Genomic DNA, 12329 nt, shown 5'->3' on the forward strand with positions numbered 1-12329 from the left:
CCCGTCATGGTTTACCTCGACCACGCCGCCACCACCCCGATGCACCCCGCCGCCATCGAGGCGATGACGGCCGCGCTGGGCGCCGTCGGCAACGCGTCCTCGCTGCACACCAGCGGGCGCGCGGCGCGGCGGCGCATCGAGGAATCCCGCGAGCTCATCGCCGACAAACTCGGCGCGCGCCCGTCGGAGGTCATCTTCACCGCGGGCGGCACCGAGAGCGACAACCTCGCCGTCAAGGGCATCTACTGGGCCCGCCGCGGCGCCGACCCGTCGCGCCGGCGCATCGTCGCCAGTGAGGTCGAGCACCACGCCGTGCTGGACTCGGTGAACTGGCTCGTCGAACACGAAGGCGCCGAGGTGACTTGGCTGCCCACCGCCGCCGACGGCTCGGTGTCGGCGGCCGCGCTGCGCGAGGCGCTGAAGACCCATGACGACGTCGCGCTGGTCTCGGTGATGTGGGCCAACAACGAGGTAGGCACCGTGATGCCGGTCGCCGAACTCGCGGCCGTCGCCACCGAATTCGGCGTCCCGATGCACAGCGACGCCGTTCAGGCGGTGGGGCAGTTGCCGGTTGACTTCGCGGCCAGCGGCCTGTCGGCGATGAGCGTGACCGCGCACAAGTTCGGCGGTCCGCCCGCCGTGGGGGCGCTGCTGCTGCGCCGCGACGTCGCCTGCGTGCCGCTGTCGCACGGCGGCGGCCAGGAGCGCGATATCCGTTCCGGCACACCGGATGTCGCCGGCGCCGTCGCAATGGCGGCGGCGGCCCGGATCGCGGTGGACGGGCTCGAGTCGAACAGCGCGCGGCTGCGGGTGTTGCGCGATCGGCTGGTCGAGGGCGTCCTGGCCGGCATCGACGACGTCAGCCTCAACGGCGCCCGCGACCCCCGGCGGCTGCCGGGCAACGCCCACTTCACGTTCCGCGGCTGCGAGGGCGATGCGCTGCTGATGCTGTTGGACGCCAACGGGATCGAGTGCTCGACCGGCTCGGCCTGCACCGCCGGCGTGGCGCAGCCGTCGCACGTGCTGGTGGCGATGGGCGCCGACCCGGCCAGCGCCCGCGGGTCGTTGCGGCTCTCGTTGGGGCACACCAGTGTTGACGCCGACGTGGATGCCGTGCTGCGGGTGCTGCCGGCGGCCGTGGACCGCGCCCGGCGGGCCGCGCTGGCCGCCGCGGGGGCGCCGTAAGTGAAGGTCCTCGCCGCGATGAGCGGCGGCGTCGATTCGTCCGTCGCCGCGGCCCGCATGGTCGACGCCGGGCACGACGTGGTCGGGGTGCACCTGGCGCTGTCGTCGGCGCCGGGCACGTTGCGCACCGGCTCGCGGGGTTGCTGTTCCAAAGAGGATGCGTCCGACGCGCGCCGCGTCGCCGACGTGCTCGGAATCCCGTTCTACGTATGGGATTTCGCGGAGAGGTTCAAGGCGGACGTGATCGACGACTTCGTCGAGTCCTACGCCCGCGGCGAGACCCCGAACCCCTGCGTGCGGTGCAACCAGCGAATCAAGTTCTCGGCGCTGTCGGCGAAAGCCGTTGCGCTGGGCTTCGACACGGTGGCCACCGGCCATTACGCCCGGTTGTCCGGTGGGCGGCTGCGCCGCGCCGTCGACCGGAACAAGGACCAGTCCTACGTGCTGGCCGTGCTGACCGCCGGGCAGTTGCGGCACGCGGCGTTCCCGATCGGGGACACCCCGAAGCCCGACATCCGGGCCGAGGCGGCCCGCCGCGGCCTGGCCGTCGCCGACAAGCCGGACAGCCACGACATCTGCTTCATCCCGTCCGGCGACACCCGGGCCTTCCTGGGGGAGCGCATCGGGGTGCGCCGCGGCGCCGTCGTCACCACCGACGGCGCCGTGCTGGCCACCCACGACGGGGTGCACGGGTTCACGATCGGGCAACGCAAGGGGCTGGGCATCGGTGGCCCGGGACCAACTGGCCGTCCGCGCTACGTGACGTCGATCGACGCCGAGACGGGGACGGTCGAGGTGGGGGAGTCGGCGGACCTCGACGTGCACGGCCTGGTCGGGCGGTCCCCGGTCTTCACCGCCGGAGCCCCGCCGCAGGGCCCCGTCGAGTGCGCCGTCCAGGTGCGGGCGCACGGCGAGACGGTGGGCGCGGTGGCCGAACTGGTCGGCGACCAGCTCGTCGTTCGGCTGCGCAACCCGCTGCGCGGCGTGTCGCCCGGGCAGACGCTGGTGCTGTACCGCCCGGACCCCGACGGCGACGAGGTGCTCGGCAGCGCCACCATCGCCGCCACCTCGCGCTGAGCGCGCCAAGAATTCCTTGAGGATCCGCCAAGGGCGGTTTCCGATCCTTTCCCTGACAGCAGGAAAGGAGCCGACATGACCACCCAGCAAGCCGCGGCCCGTGAGGTGCGGACCGTTCAGACCAACGCCTGGGCCATCGCGGCCTTCGTGCTCAGCCTGATGGGCATGTACGGCAGCCCGCTGCTGAGCACCATCTTCGCCGTCGTCGCGCTGCACCAGGTCAGGCGGCGTGGGGAGAACGGCTTCGGCCTGGCGATCGCGGCCCTGGCGGTCTCGGCAGCCATGACCGCCCTACACGTGGCGATGTGGGTCAAATACGGCCACCCGAACTTCGAGCTGCTGGCGACGGCGCACTGGTGATCGGGCTAGCCCGGAATGTTGGCGGCGATGTTCGTCATCACGATGTCGGACACCGACTGCGCGAAGCCGCAGAACGTGACTTCCACCATGGCCACCTTCAGCACCCGGTAGTCGCGCCCGCACCCGCCGGGCCCCAGGTGCAGCGAGTTGGCGTTCGCGTTCCACTCGCCCACCAGCGACTGGCCCGCCGAGCCGCCCGCGCAGCCGCCCACGGCGCCCACCAGGGCACTGAATGCCCGGCGCGCGGTGTCGACGTCCTGATAGGCCGCGGCGCCCTCGGAGATCAGCGCCCCGTCGGGCGGGTCCTGGAAGGTGGTCTTGTGAAATTCCTCGATGTCGGGGCCGAAGGTCGCCGTCTCGGCGTAGAGGAACCGGCATTCGGCCGGCGTGGCCTCGGCGAGGGCGTCGATGTCCACCGGGCGGGTGCCGTCCATCGACGGGATGATCGTGAGGTGCTCACCGGCGCCGGTGATGGCGCGCATCCGTGACTGGTCCAGCAGAATGGTGTCGACGTTGACGCCCTGAACGCCCTTGGCGGCGGGCCCGAACCCCGCCAGGGGGGTGCCGCCCACCACCCGGGTGCACGCCGCCGTCAGCACCACCGCGGCAATCAACAACAACGGCCGTGTCCGTGCCAGTCTCGCCCTGTGCCCCACCGTTTTGCACCCTTCTCGGCATGAACCTACCCCGCCCGGAACACCCCTGGCGACCGGAGCCGATCGCGGCGTCGAATACGGTTGGCCGGTGACTGTTTTCGCGCATCCGTTCGCGAGGGCCAGCGGCGTCGGATCGTGGCCCGGCACCGCGCCGCGCGCGGCCGCCGAGGTGGTGGTCGGCGAGCTGGCGGGCGCGCTGGCCCACATCGTCGAGCTGCCCGCCCGGGGAGTGGGCGCCGACCTGTTCGGCCGGGCCGGCGCGCTGCTGGTCGACGTGGCCATCGACACGGTGCCGCGCGGCTACCGCATCGCCGCCCGGCCCGGGGCGGTAACACGCCGCGCCGTCAGCCTCCTCGACGAGGATATGGACGCGCTGGAGGAGGCCTGGGAGACGGCGGGGCTGCGCGGCGCCGGGCGGGTGGTCAAGGTGCAGGCCCCCGGGCCGATCACGTTGGCCGCCGGGCTCGAGCTCGCCAACGGCCACCGGGCCGTCACCGACCCCGGCGCCGTGCGCGACCTGGCCGCGTCGCTGGCGGAAGGCGTTGCGGCGCACCGTGCTTCGCTCGCCCGCCGCCTCGATACGCCGGTGGTGGTGCAGTTCGACGAGCCGTCGTTGCCGGCGGCGTTGGGCGGGCAACTGAGCGGGGTGACGGCGCTGAGCCCGGTCGCCGCGCTCGACGAGGCGGTCGCCCTGGGACTGCTCGACGCGTGCGCCGCGACCGTAGGCGCCGACGTGTTGGTCCACAGCTGCGCTTCGGAGTTGCCGTGGGATCTCTTGCAGCGCAGTGGGATTGGCGCCATATCTGTGGACGCCAGCACGCTGCGCGCCGAGGACCTGGACGGCATCGCGGCCTTCGTCGAATCCGGTCGCACCGTCGCGCTGGGAGTGGTCCCCGCGGCCGCGCCGCCCAAGCGGCCGTCGGCCGAAGAGGTGGCCACCGCCGTCGTCGCGGTGACCGATCGGCTTGGATTCGGCCGCTCGGCGCTGCGCGATCGCATCGGCGTGACGCCGGCGTGCGGCTTGGCGGGTGCCACGCCGGCGTGGGCGCGGACCGCGATCGAGCTCGCCCGCAAGGCCGCAGAGGCGTTCGCCGAGGACCCGGACGCCATTTAATAGGCAACCGTTTGGTTGCGTTTTGCCGGATGGTGTGGTGAACTGAAAGGCAACCAGGAGGTTGCATATGAGCACTGATCGCATTCAGAAACAAGTCGTGTTGCGCGCGCCGCTGGACCGGGTGTGGCGGGCGATCACGGACGCCGAGGAGTTCGGGCGCTGGTTCGGCGTCCGCTTCGACGGACCGTTCGTCGCCGGTAAGCCCGTCGCCGCGACCATCACACCGACCACCGTCGACGAGGAGGTCGCCAAGCGGCAGGAACCGCACGCCGGCGTGCAGAGCACCTGGCAGATCGTCGCGATCGAGCCCAAGCGGCGGTTCGCCTACCGCTGGCAGCCGTGCGCGGGCGAGCCGGATGCGGACGATGAGCCGACCACGCTGGTCGAGTTCACGCTCGCCGAGACGCCCGACGGTGTGCTGCTCACGATCACCGAATCCGGTTTCGACGCCATCCCCGCGGCGCGTCGCGCGTCCTCGTTCGAGGCCAACTCCGAGGGCTGGGCCATCCAGACCGGCCTCGTGCGCCGGTATCTGGAGGGCACCCGGGTATGAGCGCCGTCGGCGCGCCGCTCTTCGACGCGCTCGGGGACGCGAATCGGCTGCGGATCATCGTCCGGCTCTGCGACGCCGGGCCGTGCTCGACATCGCAAGTCACCCAGGCCATTCCGGTCACCCGGCAGGCGGCCAGCAAGCACCTGACGCTGCTCGAATCCGCGGGACTGGTCACCAGCGCGCGGCGCGGGCGCGAGCGCGTCTGGACGGTGCGGACCGAACCGCTGGCCCAGGCCAGCGACTACCTCGACCAGCTGTCGCGGCGCTGGGACGCGGCGGTGGAACGGTTGCGCGCATTCGTGGAAGACGGGTGAGTCACTGCGGTCACGGCCCGGAGGGATGTGCCGTAGCGCCCGCCTCACAGCGACACCTGACTCGGCCGGCGTCGGGCTCGCGAATTGTCGCTATGAGGGGGGCACAAGGGGTGCCGGCTCTCGGAGAGGCAGGTGTGGCACATGTGACCGACGCGCCGCAGGCCGGCGTCGGCCCCCTTCGATAACCTGCGAAGGTGACTTCAGCCGAAGCTGACCCCGTTGCGCCCGACGTTCGGCGGCAATGGCGGGAACTGGCCGACGAGGTGCGCGAACACCAGTTCCGTTACTACGTGCGTGACGCGCCGATCATCTCCGACGCGGAGTTCGACCAGCTCCTAAACCGGCTCGAAGCACTCGAGGAGCAGCACCCCGAGCTGCGCACGCCCGATTCTCCGACCCAGCTCGTCGGCGGGGCCGGTTTCGCCACCGATTTCACCGAGGCCGAGCACCTCGAGCGAATGTTGTCCCTGGACAACGTCTTCAGCGCCGAGGAGTTCGAGCTGTGGGCCGCGCGGGTGCGCGCCGAGGTCGGCGACGACGTGCCCTACCTCTGCGAGCTCAAGATCGACGGCGTCGCCCTGTCGCTGGTGTATCGCGACGGCCGGCTGGTCCGGGCGGCGACGCGGGGGGACGGCCGCACCGGCGAGGACGTCACGCTGAACGCCCGAACCATCGACGACGTCCCCGAACGGCTGACGGCCGGCGAGGACCACCCCGTACCGAAGGTGCTCGAGGTGCGCGGCGAGGTGTTCTTCCGGCTCGCCGACTTCGAGGCGCTCAACGCCGCGCTGGTCGAGGACGGCAAGACGCCCTTCGCCAACCCCCGCAACAGCGCCGCGGGATCGCTTCGCCAAAAGGACCCGGCGGTCACCGCGCGCCGCAGGCTGCGGATGATCTGCCACGGGGTGGGACACACCGAGGGCTTCCGGCCGGCCACCCTGCACGACGCCTACCTGGCGCTGGGCGCGTGGGGCCTGCCCGTCTCCGAGCACACCACCCGGGTGGAAAACGTGACCGGCGCGCTCGATCGCATCACCTACTGGGGCGAGCACCGCCACGACGTCGATCACGAAATCGACGGTGTGGTGGTCAAAGTCGACGATGTGGCGCTGCAGCGCCGGCTGGGCTCGACCTCGCGGGCGCCGCGCTGGGCGATAGCGTACAAGTACCCGCCCCAGGAGGTGCAGACCGAGCTCCTGGACATCCGCGTCAACGTCGGGCGGACCGGGCGCGTCACGCCGTTCGCGTTCATGACACCGGTCAAGGTTGCCGGCTCGACGGTGGGGCTGGCCACCCTGCACAACGCCGCCGAGGTCAAGCGCAAGGGCGTGTTGATCGGCGACACCGTGGTGATCCGCAAGGCCGGCGACGTCATCCCCGAGGTGCTCGGCCCGATCGTCGACTTGCGCGACGGCTCGGAGCGCGAATTCGTCATGCCCACAACGTGTCCCGAATGCGGTACCCCGCTCGCCCCCGCCAAGGAGGGCGACGCCGACATCCGCTGCCCCAACGCCCGGTCCTGCCCGGCGCAGTTGCGGGAGCGGGTGTTTCACGTCGCCGGCCGCGGCGCGTTCGACATCGAGGCGCTGGGCTACGAGGCGGCTATCGCGCTGCTGCAGGCCGGGGTGATCTCCGACGAGGGAGACCTGTTCTCGATCACCGAGGACGACCTGTTGCGCACCGAGCTGTTCACCACCAAGAGCGGCGCGGTGTCGGCCAACGGCAGGCGGCTGCTGGCCAACCTCGACAAGGCCAAGTCACAGCCGCTGTGGCGGGTGCTGGTGGCGTTGTCGATCCGGCACGTGGGCCCGACGGCCGCCCGCGCGCTGGCCACGGAATTCGGCGACCTGCGCGCGATCGAGGACGCCTCCACCGAGCAGCTGGCCGCGGTCGAGGGCGTCGGCCCGACGATCGCCGCCGCGGTCACCGAATGGTTCACCGTGGACTGGCACCGCGCGATCGTCGACAAGTGGCGGGCGGCCGGGGTGCGGATGGCCGACGAACGCGACGCCAGCGTGCCGCGCACGCTGGAGGGGCTGACCATCGTGGTCACCGGTTCGCTGACGGGGTTTTCGCGCGACGACGCCAAGGAGGCGATCGTGTCGCGCGGCGGCAAGGCCGCGGGATCGGTGTCGAAGAAGACCGATTATGTCGTCGCCGGCGACGCGCCGGGCTCCAAGTACGACAAGGCGGTGGAACTCGGCGTGCCGATCCTCGACGAAGACGGGTTCCGAAAGCTGTTGACCGACGGGCCTTCCGAGGCCGACGAGTGAGCGGTCGGTACGGTGATTCGACGTGTAGCGTCAAGGCCGTAAGTTCCCCGGCCGTCCCCGGTCGGCCGGTGGCCCCGCCGGCGGTGCTGGCCTCCACGTATCACCTGCCGGCCGACGAAACCTCTGATGTTGATACCTACGGCCGCAGCTCCAATGCGAACTGGCGGCAAGTGGAATCGGCGGTCGCCGCGCTGGAGGGAGCGACCGGCGCGGTGGTCTTCAGCTCGGGCATGGCGGCCGTCAGTGCCGCACTGTGCGCGCTGACCGGGCCCGGGTCGGGCTTGGTGGTACCGTCCGACGGTTACTACCAGGTGCGCCAATATGCGGCGGAACACCTTGCGCCCGCTGGTGTTTCGGTCATCGAGGCGTCGAGTCCGCAAATCTATGACGCGGCGGCCGGCGCCGACGTGGTACTGGCCGAAACCCCCACCAACCCCGCGCTGGATGTGATCGACCTCCAGCGGTTGGCCACCATCTGCCGGTCTCGCGGGGCGCGGTTGGTCGTCGACAACACCGTGGCTACCCCGTTCGGTCAGTGCCCCCTGGCGTTGGGGGCCGACGTGGTGGTGGCCAGTGCCACCAAGGGACTCTCCGGTCACAGCGACCTCCTGGCCGGTTACGTGGCGACCAACCATCCCGAGTTGATCGGCGCCGTCGAACGCCATCGGCTGCTCGGCGGTGCGATCCTGGGCGGATTCGAGGCATGGCTGCTGCTGCGCAGCCTGGGAAGCGCCGGGTTGCGATTCGAACGTCAATGCCAGAATGCTCAGGCCATAGCGACGATGCTGGCCCGCCATCCCGCAGTACGAACGGTGCGTTACCCGGGCTTGCCTGACGACCCGGCGCATCCCGTGGCCGCAGCGCAGATGCGCCGATTCGGAGCCCTCGTCTCGTTCGAGTTGGCCGACGCCGCCGCGGTGCACGCGCTCGTCGAGCGCAGTGAGCTGCTCATCGCGTCCACCAGCTTCGGTGGCATCCACACCTCGGTGGACCGCCGGGCGCGCTGGGGTGACCCCGTCTCCGACGGATTCGCGCGCCTCTCACTGGGCATCGAGGACACCGACGACCTGGCCGCAGACATCGAGCGCGCCCTCACGTCGACCTGACCTGAACGCGTCAGCGCAGCATCGTCGCCACGATCCCGGCCAGATACCCCAGCCGGGCGACCTCCGACGGCCGGAACTCCGGGCCGGGGCGACCCAGGACCACCGCCGTGTGCGGGTCGCCCAGCGGTGCCGCGACCATCGTGGTGTCCATGTCGCGCCACGCCTGCGGCACCCACTCGCCGGTGTGGTCCAGCGCCGTCGCGCGCTCGATCGGCAGCCACGGCGCCGAATCCGCCCGGGTTTCCGGACACCCCGGGCTGCCGGCGAGGCGCTCCAGCTGCCCCTCCGAACTGCGCAGCACCGCGCACCAGCCGACGCGCAGCACCTTGGGCGCCCCGTTGACCAGGACTTTCAGCCGCGAGTCGTTGTCGCCGGCGGCGGCGACGTGGTCGAGAAGTTCCAGCTCGCGGTGCGCCTCCAGCAGCCCGGTGTGCGGGCGCACGCTGTCGACGCGGACGTCGGGCAGTGACTCCGCGGCCGTGATCAGCCTGTCCGGCATCGCCCCCGGCGGCAGCTCGATGACCAGGTCGTCGATGGCAAAACCCGAGCTGCGCTCCACCACGTCGAGCGACAGGATGTCGGCGCCCGCCGAACCGAGCGCCACGGCCAGCGAGCCCAGGCTGCCCGGGCGGTCGGCCAGCTCGATGCGCAACAGATACGACGGCACGGCCAACACTTTTACACAGCGATGTATCCACAGCATTTCGGCGAGCCCTGAGTGCCGAACGGTCTTGGCCGCCCTATTAGGCTTTCCAGTCGTGTCCCAGATCTCCCGCGACGACGTGGCGCACCTCGCCAGGCTGGCCCGGCTGGCGCTGACGGATGCCGAGCTGGACAGCTTTGCCGGCCAACTCGACGCCATCCTCACCCACGTCAGCCAGGTCCAATCGGTCGACGTCACCGGCGTCGAACCGACCGACAACCCGCTGAAAGACGTCAATGTCACCCGCCCGGACGAGATGACACCGTGCCTGACACAGGCCGAGGCGCTGGCCGCGGCGCCCGAGGCCGTCGACGGCCGCTTCGCCGTGCCGCAGATCCTGGGGGACGCCGAGTGAGCGACATCGTCCGAGCCGACGCGGCGACGCTGGCCGCCCAGGTCGCCGCCGGGGAGCTGTCGTCCACGGAAATCACCCGGGCCTGCCTGGACCAGATCGAGGCGACCGACGACCGCTACCACGCGTTTTTGCACGTGGCGGCCGACGAGGCGCTGGCGGCCGCGGCCGCCGTCGACGACGCGGTGGCCGCCGGCGAGCCGCTGCCGTCGGCGCTGGCCGGGGTCCCGCTGGCGCTCAAGGACGTGTTCACCACCCTCGACATGCCCACCACCTGCGGCTCCAAGATCCTCGAGGGCTGGCGTTCCCCCTACGACGCCACGGTCACCGCCCGCCTGCGCGCGGCCGGCATCCCGATCCTGGGCAAGACCAACATGGACGAGTTCGCGATGGGCAGCTCGACGGAGAACTCCGCCTACGGCCCCACCCGCAACCCGTGGAACCTCGACCGGGTGCCCGGCGGCTCCGGCGGCGGCAGCGCGGCGGCGCTGGCCGCGTTCCAGGCCCCGCTGGCCATCGGCTCCGACACCGGCGGTTCCATCCGCCAGCCGGCCGCACTGACCGCGACCGTCGGCGTCAAACCCACCTACGGCACGGTGTCTCGCTACGGGCTGATCGCCTGCGCGTCGTCGCTGGATCAGGGCGGCCCGTGCGCGCGCACCGTGCTGGACACCGCCCTGCTGCACCAGGTGATCGCCGGGCACGACGTGCGCGACTCGACGTCCGTCGACGCCGCGGTGCCCGACGTGGTCGGTGCCGCCAGGGCGGGCGCGGGCGGCGATCTGCGCGGCGTACGCGTCGGCGTGGTTTCCCAGCTGCGCGGCGAGGGTTACCAGCCCGGGGTGCTGGCGTCGTTCCAGGCCGCCGTCGAGCAGTTGACCGAGTTGGGCGCCGAGGTCAGCGAGGTCGACTGCCCGCATTTCGATCACGCGCTGGCCGCCTACTACCTGATCCTGCCGTCCGAGGTGTCCAGCAACCTGGCCCGCTTCGACGCGATGCGCTACGGGCTGCGGGTCGGCGACGACGGCACCCACAGCGCCGAGGAAGTCATGGCCATGACCCGCGCCGCCGGCTTCGGCCCGGAGGTCAAGCGGCGCATCATGATCGGCACCTACGCGCTGTCCGCGGGCTATTACGACGCCTACTACAACCAGGCGCAGAAGGTCCGCACGCTGATCGCGCGCGACCTCGACCGGGCCTACGAATCCGTCGACGTGGTGGTGTCGCCGGCGACCCCGACCACGGCGTTCCCGCTGGGGGAGAAGGTCGACGACCCGCTGGCCATGTACCTGTTCGACCTGTGCACGCTGCCGCTGAACCTGGCCGGCCACTGCGGCATGTCGGTGCCGTCCGGGCTGTCCCCCGACGACGGCCTGCCGGTCGGGCTGCAGATCATGGCCCCCGCGCTGGCCGACGACCGCCTGTATCGGGTCGGCGCCGCCTACGAGGCGGCCCGCGGGCCGCTGCCGAGCGCGGCCACCGTTTAGCGCGCGAATTTGCGCCAGGTCGCGCCATTCGTGCCCCGTGCGGGCAAGATAAACAGATGCGGATCGGAATTCTCACCGGGGGCGGCGACTGTCCCGGGCTCAACGCCGTCATCCGGGCGGTGGTGCGTACCTGCGACTCGCGGTACGGCTCGTCGGTGGTCGGATTCCAGGACGGGTGGCGCGGGCTGCTGGAGAACCGGCGCATCCAGCTGCAAAACGACGACCGCAACGACCGGCTGCTCGCCAAGGGCGGAACGATGCTGGGCACCGCCCGCGTGCATCCCGACAAACTTCGGGCGGGGCTGAACCAGATCAAACAGACCCTGGACGACAACGGCATCGACGTGCTGATCCCCATCGGCGGCGAGGGCACGCTGACGGCCGCGCACTGGCTGTCCGAGGAGAACGTTCCCGTCGTCGGCGTGCCGAAGACCATCGACAACGACATCGATTGCACCGACGTGACCTTCGGGCATGACACCGCGCTGACGGTGGCCACCGACGCCATCGACCGGTTGCATTCCACGGCCGAATCCCACCAACGCGTGATGCTGGTGGAGGTGATGGGCCGCCACGCCGGATGGATCGCGCTGAACGCCGGGCTGGCGTCCGGAGCGCACATGACGCTGATCCCCGAGCAGCCGTTCGACGTCGAGGACGTGTGCCGGCTCGTCAAACGGCGCTTCCAGCGCGGGGATTCGCACTTCATCTGCGTGGTCGCCGAGGGCGCCAAACCGATCGCCGACTCAATCACGTTGCGCGAGGGAGGGATTGACGAGTTCGGTCACGAGCGGTTCACCGGCGTCGCCCAGCAACTCGGCGCCGAGGTCGAAAAGCGGATCAACAAGGAGGTCCGGGTGACCGTGCTGGGCCACGTCCAGCGCGGCGGCACCCCGACGGCCTACGACCGGGTGCTGGCGACCCGCTTCGGCGTCAACGCCGCCGACGCCGCGCACGCGGGCGAGTACGGCCAGATGGTCTCGCTGCGCGGCCAGGACATCGGCCGGGTGTCGCTGGCGGACGCCACGCGCCACCTCAAGCTGGTGCCCGAAAGCCGCTACGACGACGCGGCGGCTTTCTTCGGCTAAGCGGTGGAGAACAGCCGGTGGCACCGACCTGACCACCGGCTGAATTTGCCGCCTCCGCCGG

General features: G+C 71.2%; 13 protein-coding genes. 11 read left to right on the plus strand and 2 right to left on the minus strand.

Translation table 11 applies throughout. The features are described from left to right. Positions 1 to 6 precede the first annotated feature (6 nt). The 3 genes from AC5Y2S_RS05500 (at position 7) to AC5Y2S_RS05510 (ending at position 2622) form a co-directional block, all read left to right on the plus strand. Positions 7 to 1185, plus strand: a complete 1179-nt coding sequence (locus AC5Y2S_RS05500) for a cysteine desulfurase family protein (RefSeq protein ID WP_499954502.1) — start codon at positions 7 to 9, stop codon at positions 1183 to 1185. Next, entirely contained in the window at positions 1186 to 2262 is a 1077-nt protein-coding gene (mnmA, locus tag AC5Y2S_RS05505; protein ID WP_499954504.1) for a tRNA 2-thiouridine(34) synthase MnmA, read from the plus strand. Between the two features lie 75 nt (positions 2263 to 2337). Continuing rightward, entirely contained in the window at positions 2338 to 2622 is a 285-nt protein-coding gene (locus tag AC5Y2S_RS05510) for a DUF4190 domain-containing protein (RefSeq protein ID WP_499901072.1), read from the plus strand. 5 nt (positions 2623 to 2627) lie between these two features. Here the strand turns inward: AC5Y2S_RS05510 and AC5Y2S_RS05515 are convergent, their stop codons facing one another. Continuing rightward, on the minus strand, positions 2628 to 3260 hold the full coding sequence (locus AC5Y2S_RS05515; protein ID WP_499955648.1) for a sensor domain-containing protein: 633 nt from the start codon (positions 3258 to 3260) through the stop codon (positions 2628 to 2630). A 106-nt stretch (positions 3261 to 3366) separates the two neighbouring features. Between AC5Y2S_RS05515 and AC5Y2S_RS05520 the strand changes: the two genes are divergently transcribed. The 5 genes from AC5Y2S_RS05520 to AC5Y2S_RS05540 all read left to right on the plus strand — a co-directional run bounded on the left by AC5Y2S_RS05520 (position 3367) and on the right by AC5Y2S_RS05540 (position 8638). Then, positions 3367 to 4392 carry a uroporphyrinogen decarboxylase/cobalamine-independent methonine synthase family protein gene (locus tag AC5Y2S_RS05520; protein ID WP_499954505.1) on the plus strand — a complete coding sequence of 342 codons (1026 nt, stop codon included), beginning with the start codon at positions 3367 to 3369 and terminating at the stop codon, positions 4390 to 4392. A gap of 67 nt (positions 4393 to 4459) precedes the next feature. Continuing rightward, the gene (locus AC5Y2S_RS05525) at positions 4460 to 4945 is read left to right on the plus strand and encodes an SRPBCC family protein (protein ID WP_499954507.1); all 486 of its coding nucleotides are present in this window, start codon (positions 4460 to 4462) and stop codon (positions 4943 to 4945) included. Then, the gene (locus AC5Y2S_RS05530) at positions 4942 to 5259 is read left to right on the plus strand and encodes an ArsR/SmtB family transcription factor (RefSeq protein WP_499954509.1); all 318 of its coding nucleotides are present in this window, start codon (positions 4942 to 4944) and stop codon (positions 5257 to 5259) included. The genes AC5Y2S_RS05525 and AC5Y2S_RS05530 overlap by 4 nt, the downstream gene beginning before the upstream one ends. Positions 5260 to 5453: 194 nt before the next feature. Continuing rightward, a complete protein-coding gene (gene ligA / locus AC5Y2S_RS05535; protein WP_499954510.1) occupies positions 5454 to 7532 on the plus strand; it encodes an NAD-dependent DNA ligase LigA in 2079 nt (692 codons plus the stop codon). Continuing rightward, positions 7529 to 8638, plus strand: a complete 1110-nt coding sequence (locus tag AC5Y2S_RS05540) for a cystathionine gamma-lyase (protein WP_499954512.1) — start codon at positions 7529 to 7531, stop codon at positions 8636 to 8638. The genes ligA and AC5Y2S_RS05540 overlap by 4 nt, the downstream gene beginning before the upstream one ends. A 10-nt stretch (positions 8639 to 8648) precedes the next feature. On the opposite strand, the gene AC5Y2S_RS05545 is transcribed toward AC5Y2S_RS05540, so the two are convergent. Further along, positions 8649 to 9305 carry an ACT domain-containing protein gene (locus AC5Y2S_RS05545; RefSeq protein WP_499954513.1) on the minus strand — a complete coding sequence of 219 codons (657 nt, stop codon included), beginning with the start codon at positions 9303 to 9305 and terminating at the stop codon, positions 8649 to 8651. 91 nt (positions 9306 to 9396) lie between these two features. Between AC5Y2S_RS05545 and gatC the strand changes: the two genes are divergently transcribed. The 3 genes from gatC to AC5Y2S_RS05560 are packed head-to-tail and all read left to right on the plus strand — an operon-like array spanning position 9397 to position 12268. Continuing rightward, positions 9397 to 9696 (plus strand): Asp-tRNA(Asn)/Glu-tRNA(Gln) amidotransferase subunit GatC, encoded by a 300-nt coding sequence (gene gatC / locus AC5Y2S_RS05550; protein ID WP_499901064.1) that lies wholly within the window; start codon positions 9397 to 9399, stop codon positions 9694 to 9696. Then, positions 9693 to 11180: an Asp-tRNA(Asn)/Glu-tRNA(Gln) amidotransferase subunit GatA gene (gene gatA, locus AC5Y2S_RS05555; RefSeq protein ID WP_499954515.1), complete on the plus strand. Its 1488-nt coding sequence runs from the start codon at positions 9693 to 9695 to the stop codon at positions 11178 to 11180. The genes gatC and gatA overlap by 4 nt, the downstream gene beginning before the upstream one ends. A 56-nt stretch (positions 11181 to 11236) precedes the next feature. Further along, a complete protein-coding gene (locus AC5Y2S_RS05560) occupies positions 11237 to 12268 on the plus strand; it encodes an ATP-dependent 6-phosphofructokinase (RefSeq protein WP_499901062.1) in 1032 nt (343 codons plus the stop codon). The last annotated feature ends 61 nt before the right edge of the window (positions 12269 to 12329 follow it).

This window comes from Mycobacterium sp. NGS69 (assembly GCF_059812165.1).

Bases quoted from the DNA above. Each gene is read 5' to 3' on its own strand.
- AC5Y2S_RS05530 (WP_499954509.1), top strand. From the start codon at position 4,942: ATGAGCGCCGTCGGCGCGCCGCTCTTCGACGCGCTCGGGGACGCGAAT.
- AC5Y2S_RS05500 (WP_499954502.1), top strand. From the start codon at position 7: ATGGTTTACCTCGACCACGCCGCCACCACCCCGATGCACCCCGCCGCC.
- AC5Y2S_RS05560 (WP_499901062.1), top strand. From the start codon at position 11,237: ATGCGGATCGGAATTCTCACCGGGGGCGGCGACTGTCCCGGGCTCAAC.
- AC5Y2S_RS05510 (WP_499901072.1), top strand. From the start codon at position 2,338: ATGACCACCCAGCAAGCCGCGGCCCGTGAGGTGCGGACCGTTCAGACC.
- AC5Y2S_RS05525 (WP_499954507.1), top strand. From the start codon at position 4,460: ATGAGCACTGATCGCATTCAGAAACAAGTCGTGTTGCGCGCGCCGCTG.